At 67.2% G+C, this 19,121-nt stretch carries 22 protein-coding genes; 12 read left to right on the top strand and 10 right to left on the bottom strand.

What is annotated here, in order from left to right; translation table 11 throughout:
- Window positions 1-112: 112 nt before the first annotated feature.
- Window positions 113-661 (bottom strand): cytochrome b, encoded by a 549-nt coding sequence (locus SY26_RS01485; RefSeq protein WP_045998990.1) that lies wholly within the window; start codon window positions 659-661, stop codon window positions 113-115.
- 102 nt (window positions 662-763) lie between these two features.
- Here SY26_RS01485 and SY26_RS01480 point away from each other — a divergent pair, with 102 nt between their 5' ends.
- Genes SY26_RS01480 through SY26_RS01460 form a run of 5 tightly spaced genes read left to right on the top strand, consistent with a single transcriptional unit; the run spans window position 764 to window position 5,536 of the window.
- Window positions 764-1,507 carry a CDP-alcohol phosphatidyltransferase family protein gene (locus SY26_RS01480; RefSeq protein WP_232303238.1) on the top strand — a complete coding sequence of 248 codons (744 nt, stop codon included), beginning with the start codon at window positions 764-766 and terminating at the stop codon, window positions 1,505-1,507.
- Window positions 1,504-3,081, top strand: a complete 1,578-nt coding sequence (locus SY26_RS01475) for a sulfatase (RefSeq protein ID WP_045998989.1) — start codon at window positions 1,504-1,506, stop codon at window positions 3,079-3,081. The genes SY26_RS01480 and SY26_RS01475 overlap by 4 nt, the downstream gene beginning before the upstream one ends.
- Window positions 3,078-4,022 (top strand): lysylphosphatidylglycerol synthase transmembrane domain-containing protein, encoded by a 945-nt coding sequence (locus SY26_RS01470; RefSeq protein ID WP_045998988.1) that lies wholly within the window; start codon window positions 3,078-3,080, stop codon window positions 4,020-4,022. The genes SY26_RS01475 and SY26_RS01470 overlap by 4 nt, the downstream gene beginning before the upstream one ends.
- The gene (locus SY26_RS01465; protein ID WP_232303237.1) at window positions 4,019-5,068 is read left to right on the top strand and encodes a glycosyltransferase family 4 protein; all 1,050 of its coding nucleotides are present in this window, start codon (window positions 4,019-4,021) and stop codon (window positions 5,066-5,068) included. Before SY26_RS01470 ends, SY26_RS01465 begins: the two co-directional genes overlap by 4 nt.
- A 54-nt stretch (window positions 5,069-5,122) precedes the next feature.
- Window positions 5,123-5,536 carry a VOC family protein gene (locus SY26_RS01460; RefSeq protein WP_045981725.1) on the top strand — a complete coding sequence of 138 codons (414 nt, stop codon included), beginning with the start codon at window positions 5,123-5,125 and terminating at the stop codon, window positions 5,534-5,536.
- Window positions 5,537-5,539: 3 nt separating this feature from the next.
- Here the strand turns inward: SY26_RS01460 and SY26_RS01455 are convergent, their stop codons facing one another.
- The 3 genes from SY26_RS01455 to SY26_RS01445 are packed head-to-tail and all read right to left on the bottom strand — an operon-like array spanning window position 5,540 to window position 7,847.
- Window positions 5,540-6,883: a HAMP domain-containing sensor histidine kinase gene (locus SY26_RS01455; protein ID WP_045998987.1), complete on the bottom strand. Its 1,344-nt coding sequence runs from the start codon at window positions 6,881-6,883 to the stop codon at window positions 5,540-5,542.
- Window positions 6,880-7,542, bottom strand: coding sequence for a response regulator transcription factor (locus SY26_RS01450; protein ID WP_045981723.1), 663 nt, complete (start codon window positions 7,540-7,542; stop codon window positions 6,880-6,882). Before SY26_RS01450 ends, SY26_RS01455 begins: the two co-directional genes overlap by 4 nt.
- Window positions 7,542-7,847 carry a PepSY domain-containing protein gene (locus SY26_RS01445; protein WP_052715076.1) on the bottom strand — a complete coding sequence of 102 codons (306 nt, stop codon included), beginning with the start codon at window positions 7,845-7,847 and terminating at the stop codon, window positions 7,542-7,544. The genes SY26_RS01450 and SY26_RS01445 overlap by 1 nt, the downstream gene beginning before the upstream one ends.
- A 132-nt stretch (window positions 7,848-7,979) precedes the next feature.
- Between SY26_RS01445 and SY26_RS01440 the strand changes: the two genes are divergently transcribed.
- Complete coding sequence (locus SY26_RS01440) at window positions 7,980-8,696, top strand: calcium-binding protein (RefSeq protein WP_084693635.1); 717 nt, start codon at window positions 7,980-7,982, stop codon at window positions 8,694-8,696.
- Window positions 8,697-8,726: 30 nt separating this feature from the next.
- Here SY26_RS01440 and thyX read toward each other — a convergent pair whose 3' ends face one another.
- Window positions 8,727-9,632 (bottom strand): FAD-dependent thymidylate synthase, encoded by a 906-nt coding sequence (gene thyX / locus SY26_RS01435; protein WP_045999591.1) that lies wholly within the window; start codon window positions 9,630-9,632, stop codon window positions 8,727-8,729.
- A gap of 135 nt (window positions 9,633-9,767) precedes the next feature.
- On the opposite strand from thyX, the gene SY26_RS01430 reads away from it, so the two are divergent.
- Window positions 9,768-10,196 carry a VOC family protein gene (locus tag SY26_RS01430; protein ID WP_045998986.1) on the top strand — a complete coding sequence of 143 codons (429 nt, stop codon included), beginning with the start codon at window positions 9,768-9,770 and terminating at the stop codon, window positions 10,194-10,196.
- A gap of 45 nt (window positions 10,197-10,241) precedes the next feature.
- On the opposite strand, the gene SY26_RS01425 is transcribed toward SY26_RS01430, so the two are convergent.
- The 3 genes from SY26_RS01425 to SY26_RS01415 form a co-directional block, all read right to left on the bottom strand.
- A complete protein-coding gene (locus SY26_RS01425) occupies window positions 10,242-10,697 on the bottom strand; it encodes a MarR family winged helix-turn-helix transcriptional regulator (protein ID WP_127899388.1) in 456 nt (151 codons plus the stop codon).
- A gap of 176 nt (window positions 10,698-10,873) precedes the next feature.
- The gene (locus SY26_RS01420; RefSeq protein WP_045998985.1) at window positions 10,874-11,176 is read right to left on the bottom strand and encodes a succinate dehydrogenase assembly factor 2; all 303 of its coding nucleotides are present in this window, start codon (window positions 11,174-11,176) and stop codon (window positions 10,874-10,876) included.
- Complete coding sequence (locus SY26_RS01415; protein WP_042249702.1) at window positions 11,169-11,516, bottom strand: helix-turn-helix transcriptional regulator; 348 nt, start codon at window positions 11,514-11,516, stop codon at window positions 11,169-11,171. Before SY26_RS01415 ends, SY26_RS01420 begins: the two co-directional genes overlap by 8 nt.
- A gap of 81 nt (window positions 11,517-11,597) precedes the next feature.
- Between SY26_RS01415 and SY26_RS01410 the strand changes: the two genes are divergently transcribed.
- Both SY26_RS01410 and SY26_RS01405 read left to right on the top strand, forming a co-directional pair.
- Window positions 11,598-12,800 (top strand): pyridoxal phosphate-dependent aminotransferase, encoded by a 1,203-nt coding sequence (locus SY26_RS01410; protein WP_045998984.1) that lies wholly within the window; start codon window positions 11,598-11,600, stop codon window positions 12,798-12,800.
- A gap of 52 nt (window positions 12,801-12,852) precedes the next feature.
- On the top strand, window positions 12,853-13,230 hold the full coding sequence (locus SY26_RS01405; RefSeq protein ID WP_139598694.1) for a host attachment family protein: 378 nt from the start codon (window positions 12,853-12,855) through the stop codon (window positions 13,228-13,230).
- A 185-nt stretch (window positions 13,231-13,415) separates the two neighbouring features.
- On the opposite strand, the gene SY26_RS01400 is transcribed toward SY26_RS01405, so the two are convergent.
- Window positions 13,416-14,198, bottom strand: coding sequence for a 3-hydroxybutyrate dehydrogenase (locus SY26_RS01400; RefSeq protein ID WP_045998983.1), 783 nt, complete (start codon window positions 14,196-14,198; stop codon window positions 13,416-13,418).
- A 244-nt stretch (window positions 14,199-14,442) separates the two neighbouring features.
- Between SY26_RS01400 and SY26_RS01395 the strand changes: the two genes are divergently transcribed.
- A complete protein-coding gene (locus tag SY26_RS01395; RefSeq protein WP_045998982.1) occupies window positions 14,443-16,299 on the top strand; it encodes an extracellular solute-binding protein in 1,857 nt (618 codons plus the stop codon).
- 130 nt (window positions 16,300-16,429) lie between these two features.
- A complete protein-coding gene (locus tag SY26_RS01390) occupies window positions 16,430-16,762 on the top strand; it encodes a hypothetical protein (RefSeq protein ID WP_045981713.1) in 333 nt (110 codons plus the stop codon).
- A 15-nt stretch (window positions 16,763-16,777) separates the two neighbouring features.
- On the opposite strand, the gene SY26_RS01385 is transcribed toward SY26_RS01390, so the two are convergent.
- A complete protein-coding gene (locus SY26_RS01385) occupies window positions 16,778-17,935 on the bottom strand; it encodes a choline transporter (protein WP_045998981.1) in 1,158 nt (385 codons plus the stop codon).
- Between the two features lie 285 nt (window positions 17,936-18,220).
- Here SY26_RS01385 and SY26_RS01380 point away from each other — a divergent pair, with 285 nt between their 5' ends.
- Window positions 18,221-19,108, top strand: a complete 888-nt coding sequence (locus SY26_RS01380; RefSeq protein WP_045981711.1) for a cation diffusion facilitator family transporter — start codon at window positions 18,221-18,223, stop codon at window positions 19,106-19,108.
- The last annotated feature ends 13 nt before the right edge of the window (window positions 19,109-19,121 follow it).

Genomic DNA, 19,121 nt, shown 5'->3' with positions numbered 1-19,121 from the left:
GGACCTTTCGTTCAACCGCCTGTGATCAATATTTGATAATCCGGTGCGACCCGACGGTCCCCGTCATTCGCGCCGCATGGCCATATCCAAACCGGACGGTCCTGTCGAGGGCTCAGCGCGCCCGCGGCGGCCACATCCGTGCCCAGACCCCGTCGCGCCGGATCAGCGCATGGTGCAGCGCCGCGCCCACATGCAGGGCCAACACCGCCATCAGCGCCCAGGCCGCCAGTTCGTGCAGGCTGCTGGCGGCGTCGGCCAGGGGCTTTGACCGGGGGACCAGCGTCGGCAGGCCAAGCGCATCCAGCCCTTCGATCGGAAAGCCGCCCGCGCGCACGCGGATGTATCCCGACAGCGGCATCACGACCATAAGTCCGTACAGCGCCAGATGCGACAGCCCCGCCACCCGCCGCTGCCAGTCGGGCATGGTCGCGGGCAGCGGCGCGGGCGGATGCGTCAGCCGCCAGACCAGCCGCAGCGCGATGATGACGATCAGCAGGCTGCCCACGTTCTTGTGAAACAGGTACAGCGCGTCCCCCAGGCCGCGGTCCAACCCGTCCTGCACCATCAGCAGACCCACCGGGATCATCGCCAGGATCAGCGCCGCGACCAGCCAGTGCAGCATCCGCGCCGTGGTGCCATAGCCTGCGGGTCGATGATCCATGGCGCAGCCCTCCTGTCGCGACAGGATAGCCCGGGATCGTGCTGAGGCAAGCCTGTTCAGAAGTCAGCTTGACGCGTCATGCCCCTGTCATATGTTCACCCGATGCAGATTTCCCGCCCCGACCTTGCCGATCCCACCGTCAGACCGGCCCCCGCCGCAGGCCACCGCCTGCCCGAGGGGTTGATCCTGGCCATTCCCGCGGGGCTGGCCCTGAACCTGGGCATCGGCGTGATGGTCCTGGGCCAGGGCACGGGTGCCCTGGTCGCGGGCGTCGTCTATCTGGCGGGGGCCGCGCTGGTCTGCGTTGCAATGCGCAGGCATTATCCGCATGCCAGGCTTGGGTCGTGCAACGCGGTGACGCTGATGCGCATGGCGCTGACGACGGCGTTGATCGCGCCCCTGGTCGGCGGGGTCGCGGCGGGCTGGGCAGTGGCGGCGATCGCGACCATATCACTGACGCTGGACGGGGTGGATGGCTGGCTGGCGCGGCGCAGCGGGCTGTGCTCCGATTTCGGCGCCCGTTTCGACATGGAGGTCGACGCCGCGCTGGCCCTGATCCTGGCGCTGCACGCCCTGGCCGGCAGCCCCGTCGGACCCGAGATCCTGGCCCTGGGCGTCATGCGCTATCTGTTCATCGGGGCGGGGCTGGTCTGGCCGTGGATCATGGCGCCGCTGCCGGTCAGCTATGCCCGCAAGGCCGTCTGCGTGCTGCAGCTTGCGACGCTGATCGCGCTTCAGGTGCCGGTCCTGTCGGACGATCTTGCGATCACCCTGGCGCGGATCGCGGCGGCGGCGCTGATCTGGTCCTTTGGACGCGACGTGCTGTGGTTGCGGGGCCATCGGTGACCCCCCGGCCCTTGTCGGTCCTTGCCGCCATCCTGCTGCTGCACGTCCTGCTGGCGCTGCCCGCGCATCCCGATCAACTGGCCTGGGCCGCGCTGGCACGCCCGGCGCCGGAGCTGGCGGTGCTGATCCTGCTGGCGCTGGCCGCGGGCCGGACGGTCGCGGGGCGGCTGCTGCGCGTGGCGGCGACCCTGGCCCTGACGCTGGTCACCGTGCTGAAGGTCGCGGACCTGGCGATGCTCGAAAGTCTGGGCCGCAGGTTCAATCCGGTCGCGGACCTGCCCCTGATCGATGCATCCGTCCGGCTGATCGCCGGCAGCCTGGGCCCCTGGCAGGCGGCGGGTGCGGTTCTGGCCGCGCTTCTGGCCACGTTGCTTATCGTTGCGGGCACATGGTGGGCGATGGGCGTGCTGATGCGCCGGGCCCCGCGTCCCGCCTGGATGCGGATCGCCGGTCTGGCAGCCTCTGTCGCGGGGATCGCGCTGCTGGCGTTAATGCCGCCCCCGACGGCCGCCTATGCCATCGACCGCGCTCAGCTGTCGGCACGCACCGTGACAGAGCTGCGCCAGTTCAACGAACAGGCGCGCCAGGATACGCTGGCCGGGCTGCAGGATCCGCTGGCGCTGATCGACCGCGACGTTCTGGTGATCTTTCTGGAAAGCTATGGTCGCACCAGCTTTGACACGCCCTTCTTTGCCGACACGCATCTGCCCCGGCTGCGCCAGGGACAACAGGTGCTGCAGGATCACGGATTGGCCATGGCATCGGGGTTCCTGACGTCGCCGACGCATGGCGGACAAAGCTGGCTGGCGCATGCGACGCTGGCTAACGGGCTGTGGGTCAATGACCAGACGCGCTATCAGGCGGCCATCGCCAGCGGGCGCCGGACACTGTTCCACCACGCCGCCGATGCCGGGTTCCGTACCGCGGCCGTGATGCCCGCCATCGTCCGTCCCTGGCCCGAGGCGTCGACGATGGGCTTCCAGCGGATCCTGGCCGCGCCCGACCTGGGCTATCGCGGGCAGCCGTTCAACTGGGTCACCATGCCCGATCAGTTCACGCTGGCCGCCACCGACCGCCTGTTGCGCGACGGCAGCGACCCGCGCCGCCTGTTCGCGCAGATCGCCCTGATCTCGTCCCACGCGCCCTGGACCCCGGTCCCCGAAATGCTGCCCTGGGAGGATCTGGGCGACGGCACCGAATTCGACGCGATGGCGCAAGCGGGCGATCCGCCGAACGTCGTCTGGCGCGACCGCGACCGGGTGCGGGCCCAGTATCGGGACACGATCGACTATACGCTGCAGGCGGTGCTGGACTATGCCGCGCGGCAAGGAGAGGACGCGCCCCTGATGATCCTGGTCGGCGATCACCAGGCCGCCACCACCATCGGCCTGGACGACCGCCGAGAGGTTCCGATCCACGTCATCGGCCCGCCCGATCTGGTCGCGCGGACCGACGGTTGGGGCCTGACGCGGGGGTTGATCCCGGAACCGGGCAGCCCGGCGATGCCGATGGAAGCACTTCGCGACCGCTTCATGCGCAACTTTTCCGGGTCCCTGAACGTGCCTCCTGCATGAACGTGACACGCAGTCTTCAAATCCTGGTCGCCCTGGCAGTGATGGCGCTCCTGTGGTTCGGCCTGGACGGCCAGCAGGCGCTGCACTTGCTGGTGCGTGCCGATCCGCTGTGGCTGGCGGCCGCAGCACTGGCCCTGACGGCGCAGACGGTGCTGTCGGCAATGCGCTGGCGGCTGACGGCGCGGCAGCTTGGCCAGACCATCCCCCTCACCCGGGCCATCGGCGAATACTACTTGGCGCAGGTCGTCAACCAGTCGCTGCCCGGCGGTGTCGTGGGCGATGCCGGCCGCGCGGTCCGCGCGCGTCATCAGGCGGGCCTGCGCCGCGCCGGCGCCGCCGTCGCGATCGAGCGCCTGGCGGGCCAGGTCGCGCTGTTCCTGGTGCTGGCGGCGGGTGCGCTGACCGTGACGCTGATGCCGGGCGGGCTGACACTGCCGTCCTGGGTCATGGGCCTGATCGGCGCGTTGCTGAGCGTCGCGCTGATCGCGATGCTGGCCATCGGCGGTGCGGGACAGCTGCCTGGGCGCGCAGGCACCGCCGCACGCGATCTGCGGGGCGCGTTGCGCGTCACGCTGCTGGCGCCGGGCGCCCTGCCGCGTCAGGTGGCGCTGAACCTGGCGATCACCGGGGCCAACCTTGCGGCCTTTGCCTTCTGCGCCGCGGCCACCGGCACGATGATGTCCCCGGTCGAGACCGCCGTTCTGGTGCCGCTGATTCTGCTGACCATGATCCTGCCGCTGACCGTCAGCGGCTGGGGTCTGCGCGAGGGTGCGGCCGCCGGGCTGTTCCCCCTGATCGGCGCCAGCGCGCAGGCGGGGCTTGCCGCCAGCCTGGCCTTCGGCCTGATGTTTCTGGCCAGCACCCTGCCGGGGCTGCTGGTCCTGTTGGCGCAGCGCCGCGTCAACCGTCCCGCCCCCGCAGCCATACAGGCAGACCCGTGACCGACCCAAAGACCCTGACCTTTGCCCTGCCGGGCGACATCACCACCCTGACCGGCGGCTATATCTACGACCGCCGCATGGTCCAGGGGCTGCGCGACCAGGGCCGGCATGTCGATGTCCTGGCCCTGCCCGACAGCTTTCCGACCCCGTCCGACAGCGACATGCGCCAGGCGCTCGACGCGCTGCAGGCGGTGCCCGCGGATCGGCCGGTGATCATCGACGGGCTGGCCTTTGGCGCGCTGGACCCGCAGGGGGTGGTCGCGATCCGCGCGCCCATCGTGGCGATGATCCATCATCCCCTGGCCCAGGAAAGCGCGCTGCCTGCCGATCTGGCCGACCATCTGTGGCGGACCGAGCGCGCGAACCTGGCCCATGCGGACCACGTGATCGTGCCCAGCCCGCATACGCGCGACATGCTGGTCGACCGCTATGACGTGCCCGCCGACCGGATCACCGTCGCCCGCCCCGGCACCGACCGCCCGGAACAGCCCGCCACACCACAGGACCCGCCGCTGATCCTGTCGGTGGGCATCCTGCACCCGCGCAAGGGCCATGACGTGCTGATCGCCGCGCTGGCGGCGCTGGCCGATCTGGACTGGCAGGCGGTGATCGTGGGCAACCCCTGGGACGCAGCCCATGTTGCCGACCTGCAGGCGCAGATCGCCGCCAGCGGACTGGATGGACGGCTGGAACTGGCCGGGCGGGTCGGGGCGGATCGCCTGGCGGACCTGTACCGAAAGGCCTCGATCTTTGCGCTGGCGACCCGGTACGAGGGTTACGGCATCGTCTTTGACGAGGCGCTGTCCCATGGCCTGCCCATCGTCAGCACGCGCGCGGGCGCGGTGCCGGGAACGGTTCCGGCCGATGCGGGCCTGCTGGTCGCACCCGACGATGCGCCCGCGCTGGCGCAGGCGCTGCGCTGCATGCTGACCGACCCGGCCCAGCGTGCCGCACGGGCGGCCGCCGCCGCACGGGCGGGGGCGGCGCTGCCGAGCTGGTCGGACACCGCGCGCGTGGCGGGCGGGGTTCTGGACGCGCTGGACTGACTTGCGGGGCGCGGCCCGCGCGTGCATCACTGCCCCGCAACCACGGAGGCCGCGATGAGATCCCTGTTCCACCTTGCCATCCATGTCACCGACCTGGACGCGGCCCGTCGCTTCTATGGCGACATCCTGGGCTGTGCCGAGGGTCGGTCCACCGACACCTGGGTCGATTTCGACTTTTTCGGCCATCAGCTTTCGCTGCATCTGGGCACGCCCTTTCCCACCACCCGCACCGGCCGGGTGGGCGATCACATGGTGATGATGCCGCATCTGGGGGTCGTGCTGCCGCTGGCGGATTGGCTGGCCTTGGCCGACCGCCTGGCCGCGGCGGGCGTGTCCTTTGACATCCCGCCCCAGATCCGCTTCGAGGGCCAGCCCGGAGAGCAGCGGACGATGTTCTTCTTCGACCCCTCGGGCAACCCGATCGAGGTCAAGGGCTTTGCCGATTTCGACGGTCTGTTCGCATCCTGACCATCAGTCCGGGTGGCGCGGCAGGTGCAGTTCCGCCGCAAGGCCCGGCAGCATGTTGATCAGCTCCAGGCGCCCACCCGCGGCCTCGGCGATGTCGGTGACGATGGCCAGACCGATCCCCTGACCGTCCCCGCCCTGGTCCAGCCGCACGCCGCGCTGCGCCAACCGCGCCAGCTCGGCATCGGGCACGCCCGGCCCGTCGTCGCGGATGATGACGGCCGTCCGATCGTCATCCGCACGCATCCCGACCCACACCCGCGACCGCGCATGGCGGGCCGCGTTTTCCAGCAGCGCACCCAGGGCCTCGGTCAGGTCGTCAGGGTCGATGCGCAGCGCCACCGCCTGCGGCAGGTCGACCTGCCAGTCCAGCCCGGCACCCGCGGGCGTGCGCCGCAGCACCTGCACCAGCCGGGCGACGATCGGGGCGGGATGCGCGCGGGCCTGCGCGGCGTCGGTGCGGATGCGGGCGCGCGCCAGTTCCCGGTCGACATGGCGGCGCATCACGGTGACGACATGTTCGATGCTGTCGGCCTGTTCGGTCCGTCCCTGATCGCGCAACGCCTCGGCATCGCCCAGCAGCGCCTGAAGCGGCGTCTTGAACCCGTGCGCCAGATCGCCGGCGCGGTGGCGCGCACGATCCAGCTCTCGGTCGCGGTCGTCCAGCAGATGGTCCAGCTGGCGGGCCAGGGGCGCGACCTCGGAGGGCAGATCGTCGCCCAGGCGACGCCTGCGCCCCTGCGCCAGCCCGCGCAGATGCGCGCCGATCTGGGCCAGCGGGCGCAGGCCAAGCGTGACCTGGACGAAGGACGCCGCCAGCAGCAGCGCCGCCAATCCCGCCAGCCATGGGACAAGGTCGCGCAGAAAGGCCGCGCGGGCCTGCGCGGAATCCTCCATGTCCTCGGCCACGATCAGGCGGATGGGGGACGCGGTCGCGCCCTGCCCGATCAGCACCTGCTGATCCAGCGCCAGCAGGCGCTGGTCGCCCGGCCCGTCCAGCTGCAGCACCCGCCCCTCGCCCGGCGGCGGCGCATCCGCGGGCACAGGCAGCGTCACGTCCCACAGTGAACGCGACCGCAGGGGCTGGTCCCCCAGCCACACCTGCCAGTAATGCCCCGAGAATGGCAGCTGCCACGACGGGTTGCGCGGCTGGTCGCGCATCTGCGGCGGCGTGCCGGGTTCGATCACCGACAGCAGAACAAGCGCCCGATCGCGCAGGTCCGACACGGCGACGCGCTGGACATGGCGGTCGAACAACACCGCCAGCATCGTCACCGACAGCGCCATGACCAGCAGGATGGTCGCCCCGCCCAGCAGCATCAGCCGCAGGCGCAGCGACAATGGCCTCATGCACCGCCCTCCAGCAGATAGCCGAAGCCGCGCCGCGTCGCAACGATGCCCGGACCCAGCTTGCGGCGCATGCGGGTCACGACCGCCTCCAGCGCGTTGGCCTCGCGCGCGTCATCGTCGCCGTAAAGGTGCTCCAGCAGTTCCGTGGGCGAGACGACGCGGTCGCGGTGAACGGCCAGATGCGCGATCAGGCGGAACTCCAGCGGGGTCAGCGGGACCGGCACGCCATCGACCAGCGCCGTCATGCGGTTCAGATCGACGGTCAGGCGGCCCGCCTCGATCCGCGGTTCGGCCCGGCCGCCTGCCCGGCGCACCAGGGCGCGGGCCCGCGCCACCAGCTCCTCCATGCGGAACGGCTTGGGCAGATAATCGTCGGCACCGGCCTCGATCCCCTCGACCCGCTCGGTCCAGGCGCCCCGTGCGGTCAGGATCAGCACCGGCGAATCGCACCCCTCGGCCCGCCAGCGTTTCAGCACGGTCAGACCGTCCAGGTCGGGCAGCCCCAAGTCCAGCACGATCAGGTCGTACCCCTCGGTCCCGCCCCGGAACCAGGCGTCCTGGCCCGATGCGGTGCCGTCCACGCGGAACCCGGCCGCCGTCAGCGCCCGGCCCAGATCGGCGGCGATCCGGCTGTCATCCTCGACCACAAGGGCGCGCATCAGTCGTCGTCTTCCTCGTATCCCAGAATCGCCCCCGTGCGGGCGTCCAGCTCTATCTCGATCAGGCGGCCCTCGGGGGTCAGCACCTCGATCTCATAGAGCCACAGGCCGTCCTCGTCTTCCAGCTCGACCTCGACGATGCGGCCGGGATGGCGCGCCTCGATCCGCGCCAGGATCTGTTCCAGCGGCAGCATGTCGCCGCGGTCCACCGCCTGGCGGGCGGTCTCGTAATCGGGGGCGATCGGCTGCGCCGCAAGGGTCAGCGGCAGCAGGATCAGCATCAGGCTGGACAGGGATCGTTTCATTCCCGCGTCCTAGCACGGCCAAGCTGACAGCCCGCTGACAGCCCCCGTCAGCCGGCTGTCAGCGGGCCCGTGATATCGCGATTCGCACAGGGCCGCCGCATGGGAGGCCGACAACATGAAAGGATCGCTTGAATGGCACGCTATAACGGAACCTCGGGTGCGGACCGGATCAACGGCAGCGCGTTGGCCGACCTGATCTATGGGCGCGACGGCAACGACGTGCTGAATGGCAACCGCGGCTTCGACCGCATCTGGGGCGAGAACGGCAACGACGTGCTGAACGGCGGCGCGGGCAATGACAGCCTGGCAGGCGGTGCGGGCAACGACCTGCTGCGCGGCGATGACGGAAACGACGATCTGTGGGGCGGCTTCGGCTTCGACACCCTGTTCGGCGGCCGGGGCGACGACGAGTTGGAGGGCAATCAGGGCAACGACCTGCTCTATGGCGGTCAGGGCCGGGATGACCTAGAGGGCGACGGCGGCAATGACCGGCTGTTCGGCAACGAGGGCAATGACGAGATCGAGGGCGACGACGGCGCCGACATCCTGCACGGAAACCAGGGCAACGACACGCTGGACGGCGGTCGGGGCAACGACATCCTGGCCGGGGGGATCGGCGCCGACCGGTTCGAATTCGACCTGGGCGACGGGCGCGACCGTATCGTCGACTTCCAGAACGGCCTGGACCGGATCGAGATCGACGACCTGGATCGCGGCCAGGTCCAGCGCGCCATCAACGGCGCCGTGCAGCAGGGCGGCGACACGATCCTGACAGTGAACGCGTCCACCGTGATCGTGCTGGAGGATTTCAACCGCGCCAACCTGGACCTGAACGACTTCACGTTCTGATCCGGACGGGGGCGCGTGGTGCGCCCCCGTTTAGCCCCAGACGGCTTGGAACTCGCGCCATTCACGCGCGCCCATGCCGGCATTTTCCTGCGTGACGACCTCTCCGGCCAGGCGCCGCCGCAGCGCATCGGCGGCTTGCGCGGACAGGTTCACGGCATTCATCCGGTAATCCTGGAATGCACCAAAGGCGGCGGGCACCCAGTCGCGGGTGATGTCGCACATGATGTCTGCATAGGCCCGGATCTCGTACTGGGCATGGCTGTCGGCGCGCAGGCGCAGGAAATGCAGCAGGTTGTGCAGATCCACCTTCCAGTACCACTGGGTATAGATGTTGGCGGGCAGGTTCATGCGCGCCAGTTCCCGTGCCAGACCCTGCTGCCCCTCCTGGCTCAGCATCGCCTCATAGCTGTCATAGCTGCGCATTGCGTCCTCGCGCAGCAGGTCCAGCACGCGCTGCGCCTCGGCGCCCTGCAGCACCTCGCCCCGGCCCTGGTGGTTCTGCGACGACTGCGCGGCCAGATGCTCGGGCGCGGGGATGTAGAATTCCCGGTCCAGGATCGAATAGCGGCCGGAATACTCGTTCACGTTGGCGGTGCGGTGACGGATCCACTGGCGGGCCACGAAGACCGGCAGCTTGACGTGGAACTTGACCTCGCACATCTCGAAGGGCGTCGAATGCCAGTGCCGCATCAGATAGCGGATCAGGCCCTCGTCGTTCTGCACCGACTTGGTCCCTTTGCCATAGCTGACGCGCGCCGCCTGACAGATTGCCGCGTCGTCGCCCATGTAGTCGATGACCCGCACCAGCCCGTGATCCAGAACCTGATGCGCCACGTACAGGTGGTTCTCCATCCCCTCGGACACGGCGCGCAGCGTCTGGCGAGGCGTGGCGCGCTGGCTGTCGATCTCGGCCTGCTGTTCTGGTGTCAGGGGCATGGTCATCCTTCCGGGCGGTTCCGGCCTCCTTTGACACGCGGCGCGCTGTCGATCAACCGTTCTGGAACCACATCGCAAGCTTGCAGATTGTCCCGCTGCATGACAGCTTGCCCGCCCATCCGAACAGGAGACCCCATGAATATCCGCTATCTGCACACGATGGTCCGCGTGAAGGACCTGGACAAGACGATGGACTTCTTCCGCCTGCTGGGGCTGGAGGAAATGCGCCGCATCGACAACGACAAGGGCCGCTTCAGCCTGGTGTTCATGGCGCCTCCGGGCCAGCCGGAATGCCCGGTGGAACTGACCTACAACTGGGACGGCGATGACGGCCTGCCCTCGGACAGCCGCCATTTCGGCCATCTGGCTTACCGCGTCGGCAACATCTACGAGATGTGCCAGAAGCTGCAGGACGCCGGCGTCACGATCAACCGCCCCCCGCGCGACGGCCACATGGCCTTCGTGCGCAGCCCGGACAACGTGTCGGTCGAGCTGCTGCAGGAAGGCGATCACCTGCCCCCGCAGGAGCCGTGGTCCAGCATGGAGAACACCGGCACCTGGTAAGGCGCCAGGAAAAGGCACACCCGGCCCCGCAGGGCCGGGTTCAATTCAATAGATATAGCGGATCTGCTCGGTCCAGAACCGCTCGATGCGGCGGCATTGCAGGTTCACCTGATCCAGCGGCGGATCCTCCAGCACGCCCGACATGGCCAGCCCTTCGGCGTGGCGGATGAACAGGCGCTGCACCAAGTCGCGCACCGCCTGGCCCTCGGCCGTCAGACGCACCCGGACCGAGCGTCGGTCCATGTCGCAGCGTTCGTGATGGACATAGCCCATCGCGACCAGCTTCTTCAGATTGTAGCTGACGTTCGATCCCTGATACATGCCGCGCGACCGCAGCTCTCCGGCAGAGACCTCGGCCTCGCCCAAGTTATACAGGATCATGGCTTGGACCGGGGTCAGGTCGCCCCGGTGCAGTCGTTCGAATTCGTCCTTGACCAGATCCAGCATCAGCCGGTGCATCCGCTCCAGCAGCTGCAGGGATTCCAGATAGGCGTCGGTCATGTCCGACAGGGGCACGTCCAGGGCCGTGGGATCGACTGTCGGATGCTGTTCGCGGGGTGCAGGTGCAAGCATGGCTTCGGGATGTCCTGTCCTGTTCGTCATGACCTCTCAATGACAGAGAAAAGACAATCTTCGGTTAATTGCCGCCTCTTCCTGCGCCAGGAATGCCGAAATTTTTAGCGATCGGCCGCAAAGCGGGTCGCGGCATGTCGCGCGATCCGATCCAGCATCGGGGTCAGCATCTGCGGTGCCTCGCGGGTGGGACCGTCGCCGATCCGCGCGGTGACCCACAGGTACAGATCCTGATCGTTCTCGGCCAACATGCGTTCGTACAGGTCCAGATCGGGGCCGGACAGCCCGGACAGGCAATCATCGGCGAAGCGGCCCAGAATCAGGTCCATCTCCTTCATGCCGCGCCGCCAGCTGCGCATGTGCAGACGTTTCAGGCGGTTCTCGGGGGTTTCCAGCGTATCAGCCATGCGACAGTGCTTCCTCCAGACGGTCCACGCGGGCGGCGGCCTCGGCCAGCAGGCGGCGCAGATCGGCCAGCTCGGCACGCAGGGCCGCCCCCGCGCTTGCGTCTTGCGGTCCCGCGCCCTGCCCCGTCAACAGCCAAACCGGCGAGACGCCAGTGACCGTGGCGATCCGTCCCATCAGGCTGGCCGTCGGTTCGGCCTGATCGACCTCCCACCCCTCCAGCGTCTCGGGGCGTAGGCCAAGCGCATCGGCCATGGCGGCAATGTCCAGGCCCGCGCCTTCGCGCGCGGCGGTCAGGCGGTCGCCAAGGGTCGCCACCGGTTCGGCATAGCTGTCGATCATGTCTCTCGTCCTTGTGAGGGCGTGCGGCGCAGCGTATGCCATGCGGGCCGACAGTTCAAACCGACAGCAGCAAGGTGTCTCATGGCGTTCATCTCGGACCGGCTGGCCCGCATCAAACCCTCGCCCACCATCGCGATGACCACCCGCGCGGCGGACCTGCGCGCACAGGGACGCGACATCATCAGCCTGTCCGCCGGAGAGCCCGATTTCGACACCCCGGAAAACATCCGTGACGCGGCAAAGGCCGCGATCGACGCGGGCCACACTCGTTACACCGCCGTGGACGGCACGCCGTCCCTGAAACGCGCCATCGCCAACAAGTTCGCGCGTGAGAACGGGCTGGACTATGCGCCTGCCCAGATCACCGTCGGCACCGGCGGCAAGCAGATCCTCTACAATGCGCTGATGGCCACGCTGGACGACGGCGACGAGGTGATCGTGCCGGCCCCCTATTGGGTCAGCTATCCCGACATGGTCTTGCTGGCGGGCGGCACGCCGGTCGTCGTGGAATGCGACCAGGCATCCGGGTTCCGCCTGACCCCCGACGCGCTGGAGGCCGCGATCACCCCGCGGACCAAGTGGCTGATCCTCAACTCGCCCTCCAACCCGTCGGGTGCGGGCTATGACCGGGCGCAGATGGCGGCGCTGTGCGATGTGCTTCTGCGTCATCCGCAGGTGTGGGTGCTGGCCGACGACATCTATGAGCACCTGGTCTTCGACGGCTTCGCGTTCTGCACCCCCGCACAGGTCGAACCCCGGCTGAAGGACCGCGTCCTGACCATGAACGGGGTCAGCAAGTCCTATGCCATGACCGGCTGGCGGATCGGCTATGGAGCGGGCCCCGAGGCGCTGATCAAGGCGATGGCCAAGCTGCAGTCGCAATCGACCTCGAACCCCTGCTCGATCAGCCAGTACGCGGCAGAGGCCGCGCTGACCGGGCCGCAGGATTACATCACCGACAGCCGCGCGGTGTTCCAGCGGCGGCGTGATCTGGTCGTGGCCGGGCTGAACGCCTGTCCGGGAGTGGACTGCCCGGTGCCGCAGGGGGCGTTCTACGTCTATCCGTCGATCGCCGGGCTGATCGGCCTGACCAGCGCCGGCGGCACCCCGATCGACAGCGACGAAGCCTTTGCGAACGCGCTTCTGGACGAAACCGGGGTTGCGGTCGTCTTCGGTGCAGCATTCGGCCTGTCGCCGCATTTCCGTATCTCCTACGCCACCAGCGACGCCGTGCTTCAGGACGCGATGGCACGCATCCGCCGCTTTTGCGAAGGCTGCAACTGACCGGTCCCGGCTTGCGTTGAACCGTGAAAGCGAACGCAAGAAGGAGCTGACCATGCTGCCCCACAATGCCCTGGTCGTCGTTGCCGACGGCCACTCCGCCACCCTGTTCCGCAACACGGCCAAATCCGGGCTGGAACTGTCGGAAACGACCAAGGTGACGCAGGAGAGCCTGTCGGGCGACGGTGCGCAGATCGACGAAGGGTCGCCCCGGGATGACGAGGAGGCGACCTTTGCGGCCCAGCTGTCGCGTCACCTGAACGCGATGGTGCTGAAGAACAAGTTCGAGGATATCGCGATCATCGCAGACCCTTCGACCTTGGGCGTCATGCGCAAGCACTATCACAAGGAACTGCAGCTTCGCCTGCGCAAGGAAGTCGCCAAGACGCTGACGAACTCCGACATCCAGACCATCCAGAACAGCCTGTCCTGAAGACCCCGGACAGACCAAGGGCGCCCCGCATCACGGGGCGCCCTTTCGCATCAAAAGATGCCCAGAACGTACAGGATCACGATTACGACGACCGGGACCCCCAAAAACCACGCCACAAGACCCTTCATCACCATCTCCTCACATTGTGTTGATGTGGAACGGCAAAGGACGCAGCGCGGTTCCCGTCACAGGGCGGTCCAGCCCCCGTCGACGCTGATCGTGGTCCCGGTGATCTGGGCCGCGGCGTCACTGCACAGGAAGACCGCCGTGTCGCCCAGTTGGTCGGTCGTCGCGAATTCCTTGGACGGCTGGCGTTCCAACAGGACCTTTTCGATCACCTCGTCCCGGCCCATGCCGTATTTCTCCATCGTGTCCGGGATCTGGCTTTCCACCAGCGGCGTCAGCACATAGCCCGGACAGATGGCGTTGGCGGTGATCGCCTCGCGCGCGGTTTCCAGACCCGTGACCTTTGTCAGACCGACGATGCCGTGCTTGGCCGCGACATAGGCCGACTTGTAGGGGCTGGCCGTCAGTCCGTGGGCCGAGGCGATGTTGATCACCCTGCCCCATCCCGCCGCACGCATCAGCGGCAAGGCCGCGGCGGTGGTGTGGAAGGCGGACGACAGGTTGATCGCTATGATCGCGTCCCATTTCGCGGCCGGGAAATCGGGGATCGCCGCAACGTGCTGGATGCCGGCATTGTTGACCAGGATATCGCAGGCGCCGGCCTTTTCGATCAGCGCGCGGCAGTCGTCGCCCCTGGACATGTCGGCCCGGATATAGCGGACCTTGACCCCGTGTTCGCCGGACATGCCTTCGGCCAGCGCGTGATCCTCGTCCGTGTCGCTGAAGCTGTTCAGGACCACGTCCGCGCCGGCGCGCGCCAGCCTGTGGGCCACGCCCAGCCCGATGCCAGAGTTGGATCCGGTGACGACGGCGGTCTTGCCCTTGAGGAATTTCTCGAACATCGGCTGCTCCTTGACGGCCCCGAAAGGCGGTTTGCAGGCGCAGCATGGGCAAAAAAAAACGCCCGCACAAGGCGGGCGCAAGTTATGAGGCAGGTTTCATACAGGCAAGAAACCTATCGAGCAGTGCCCTATTTATACGCGAGGAACCGCGCGAGTCCAACAGCGATCTTGCCACCTTGGTTGACGCCCCCCGGTCAAGCCTGTTGATAATGCGGCCAAACAAGAAACGACCGGGCGGCAGGCAATGCGAATCTTCGAAAACCTTAACAAATCCGCGATCAGGGGGGCTGCCTTGGGTCTGCTGACCCTGACGGGCGGTGTTGCATCTATGCCGCTGGCAACCCTTGCCGAACCTGTCCATGGCATTGCAATCTATGGAGAACCTGCCCTGCAACAGGGCTTTGCACATTTGCCCTATGCCAACCCGGACGCGCCCAAGGGCGGTACGATTCGGCTGGCGGAACCGGGCGGGTTCGACAGTCTGAAACCTTGGGTGCTGAAGGGCAATGCCGCATGGGGCGTGGGCGTTCACGTGACAGAGTCCCTGATGATGCGGTCGATCGACGAGCCGTTCACCCTTTACGGCCTGCTGGCCGAGACGATCGAGGTCGCGCCCGACCGGCACTGGGTCGAGTTCACCCTGCGCGAGGAGGCGCGGTTTTCCGACGGCAGCCCGGTCACCGTCGACGACGTGATCTGGTCCTATGAGACGCTCGGGACACAGGGCCATCCCCGCTATCTGGCGGCCTGGTCGCGCGTCGACAGGATCGAGGCTACGGGCCCCCGCAGCGTACGCCTGACCTTCACCGAACCCGACCGAGAACTGCCCCTGCTGATGGGGTTGCGTCCGATCCTGAAGAAGGCCCAGTGGGAGGGGCAGGATTTCGCCGCCTCCTCGCTCGAGGCCCCGATCGGCAGCGGCGCCTATGTCGTCGATCAAGTCGAGCCGGGGCGGTCGATCAGCTTTCGCCGCAACCCCGACTATTGGGGCCGCGATCTGCCCCTGATGGCGGGGGTGAACAATTTCGACGTCATCCGCTATGACTATTTCGCCGATGCCAACGCGATGTTCGAGGCGTTCAAGGCCGGTGCCGTCACCGTCTGGCGCGAGTTGTCGGCGCAGAAATGGGCCAGCGAATACGGCTTTCCGCTGATGACGGACGGACGCGCGGTCCAGGCAGAGATCCCGAACGAACGCCCGTCGGGCATCGTCGGCCTGGTGATGAACACGCGCAACCCGGCCTTCGCCGATTGGCGCGTGCGGCAGGCGCTGATCGAGATGTTCAATTTCCGTTTCATCAACCAGACCCTAAACGGCGGTGCCGATCCCCGGATCACGTCCTATTTCTCGAACTCGGTCCTGGCGATGCAGGACGGGCCGGCGACGGGGCGCGTGGCGGAACTGCTGGCGCCCTTCGCGGCCGACCTGCCGCCCGGCACGCTGGACGGCTATACCCTGCCCGAAGGATCGGACCGCGCGATGGACCGCGCGGGTGTCCGCCGCGCGATGGCGCTGATGGCCGAGGCCGGCTGGACGGTTCAAGACGGACAGCTGAAGAACGCGCAGGGCCAGCCCTTCGCCTTCGAGATCCTGCTGAACCAGAACGGCACCGCGATGCGCAGCGGGTCCGAGGTTCAGCAGATCGTGAACATCTATGTCGAGGCGCTGCGCCCCCTGGGGATCACCCCGCGCATCACCCTGCTGGATTCCGCGCAGTACATCGAGCGCACGAACAACTATCAGTTCGACATGACATGGTACGAACGCGGCCTGTCGCTGTCGCCGGGCAGCGAACAGCGCCTGTACTGGGGCCGCGACGGCGTATCCACGCCCGGCAGCCGCAACTGGATGGGCATCGACAGCCCCGCGGCCGAGGCGATGATCGACGCCATGACGGCCGCCGACACGGCCGAGGATTTCACCGCCGCGGTCCGGGCGCTGGACCGCGTGCTGACGGCGGGGCGCTATGTGATCCCGGTCAGCTTTTCGCCGATCTCGCGGCTGGCCCATGCCGCGGATCTGAAATACCCAGAGGAAATACCCATGTACGGGGACTGGCCGGGCTTTTTGCCCGAAGTCTGGTGGCAGGAGACGAACTGATGCGAATGTTTTGGGTTACTGTAGCGGCTTGCACGATGCTGGCCGGTTGCAACACCGTCGCCGGTGTCGGCGAGGACATTACAGGGACGGCGCGCTGGTTCCAGGGCAGCCTTCCGACAGGAGGTTATTGATGAAGTGGCACCATGTTCAGGAAAACTGGGCGGCCTTCTATGAGGCGATCATCGACAAGTGGCCCGAGGCCGAGGACACCGAGCTGGACGAGATCGACGGCGACCAGCGCGCCTTCATCGCCTATCTGGTCGAGGTGACCGGCCAGGAGCCCGCCGAGATCCGCGAAGAACTGCGCGAATGGCTGGTCGGAGAGATCCCGTCGGACGTCGTGATGGACCCCGTCCATGACAACCACTCGATCGCGCTGTCGTCCAAGTTCGTCAACGAGGGCGAGGACGAGTTCTCTGACGATTCGCGCTTTGGCGACGACGACAGCGACAAGGACGACTGAGAGGGCGTCCGCCCCCTATCCCGCGGCGGGGCGGCCGATGCCGCCCAGCTTGCCCATGTGCCGCGCCAGCAGCACATAGATCACCCCGTACAGCGCCGCGACGATCAGGCCGACCCACTGGATCTCGAACGGGGTGAAGACATAGGCGCCGACCAGCCCCAGCTGCAGCAGGAAATGCAGCGGATAATAGCGCCGGTCCCCCAACGTCTCGCGCGACCAGTTCAGGTTCGTCGAATACAGCCGGATCAGGCTGTCCAGAGAGTTCACGACGAAGACCACACCGACAGCGATCATGAACCAGTTCAGCCAGCCGGGGATCACGATCCCGCCCTGGTGATAGACGAACAGCACGCTGAACCACAGCCCCAGGGGGATCGCCGGCAGGGCCACCATCGCCAGTGCCAGCTGCCAGACCCTCAGCCCGCCCACGAAGCGCGCGACGAACTGGCCGATCATGATCGACCAGGCGAACCACCAGAACAGATAGAATTCGTGGTAATCCGAAATGGGCGTGGCAAAGCGCGGCAGATGCGCGAAGTACCCGCCCAGCAGGCCGACGCTGTCGAAGAAATCGCCCAGACCCACGCGGCTGTAGACGAAGGCGATCATCGCCAGTGCGGTGAAGGCCAACATGCCGAACCCATAGCTGGAGATGATGGCCAGCCACTTCATCACCGCCATGTTGCCGCTGGACAGGACGGCGGTGGCGATCACCACCACGACCAGCGCCCAGACCGCGCCCTGCGGCAGGTCCGGGGCATAGGTCGGCAGGTTCGACATGAACAGATAGCAGGTGAACGAACAGGTCGCGATGACCGTCAGGTTGTAGACCCACTTGACCGCCGGGATCTGGAACAGCTGCAGGCGCGGCTCCAGCGCGATGAAATAGAAGGTGGCCACGAAATACATCAGCCAGACCAGCGGCCCCCACATGCCGAATTCCACGGCCAGGGCATTGGTGAACCCGAAGGCGGGGTCCTCCTCATAGATCGGGAATTCCGCAAGGGGCAGCATGACCAGGCCCATGTCCAGTCCGGCGGTGAACAGCAGGGCGATCAGGGTGAACAGGCCGACGGGCTCTTCGCCCTGCAGCCGCAGGCGGGGCCAGCGGATCAGGACGAACAGCGCGCAGGCCAGCACACTGAGATAGGCGACGGTGATGATTGGCGTCATGGGCGCAATCCTCCTTAGACAGATGAACGATCAGCGCCACAGTGCAGCCGGGCATGTGGCCCGCTGTACGCGCATGATCGCAGCCAAGCGGCTGCACGTTTCTTTGATACTCTAAGGATGCTTTATATTGAGTGACGGGTCAATCAACAAATGCAATGCGTGTCTATCCGGCACCCGAACGCCTATTGTGCGCAAATGGCTGCAACCGTGGCTTGAGATTTCACAAAGCATCTGCGACATGCTGCGCCTCATACCCATCCCGTCCATGGCCAAGGGGACGATCTGATGTCCAGCAGCCTGAAAATCGCCGTCGGCAGCATCTTTGTCGGCTTGATCGTGCTTGGGCTGAAGACCCTGGCCTGGTACCTGACCGGGTCGGTGGCGCTGCTGTCGGACGCGCTGGAAAGCATCGTGAACGTGGCGACCGCGGTCGCGGCGCTGGTCGCGATCTCGGTGGCGCAACGACCGGCGGATCAGTCGCATCCCTATGGCCATCACAAGGCCGAATTCCTCAGCGCCGTGCTGGAAGGGGTGCTGATCATCGTGGCCGCCTTGCTGATCCTACGCGAGGCGTGGCACGCCTTCCAGAACCCGCGCGAGATTCAAGCCGTCGGCATGGGCATGGCCATCAACGCCAGCGCGGGCGTGCTGAACGCGATCTGGTGTAGCATCCTGATCCGTCAGGGGCGGCGGCTGCGCTCTCCGGCGCTGGTCGCGGACGGCAAGCACCTGCTGACGGACGTGGTGTCGTCGGGGGGCGTCCTGCTGGGCGTGGGGCTGGCGGTGGCGACCGGCTGGTCGATCCTGGACCCGGCGCTGGCGATGCTGGTGGGGGTGAACATCCTGTGGTCGGGATGGAAGGTCATGGCGTCGTCCGTCTCCGGCCTGCTGGACGAGGCCGTGCCCGAAAAGACGCTGGTGACCATCCGCGACATCATCTCGGACAAGGCCAGCGGCGCGCTGGAGGCGCATGACCTGCGCACGCGTCATGCGGGCGCCGTCACCTTCATCGACTTTCACCTGGTCGTGGACGGCCAGACCACCGTGTCCGACGCCCATGACATCTGCGATCGGGTCGAGGCCAGCCTGAAGGCCAAGCTGCCCGACGCCCAGATCACCATCCATGTCGAACCGGAACACAAGGCCAAGCATTCCGGCGTTCTGGTGATCTGACCCGCCGCCGGGC

It is taken from the genome of Paracoccus sp. 228, assembly GCF_000967825.1.
Lineage (GTDB): Bacteria > Pseudomonadota > Alphaproteobacteria > Rhodobacterales > Rhodobacteraceae > Paracoccus > Paracoccus marcusii.
Note: the sequence above shows the minus strand (reverse complement) of the source record. Positions and strands in the feature narration are given on the sequence as shown.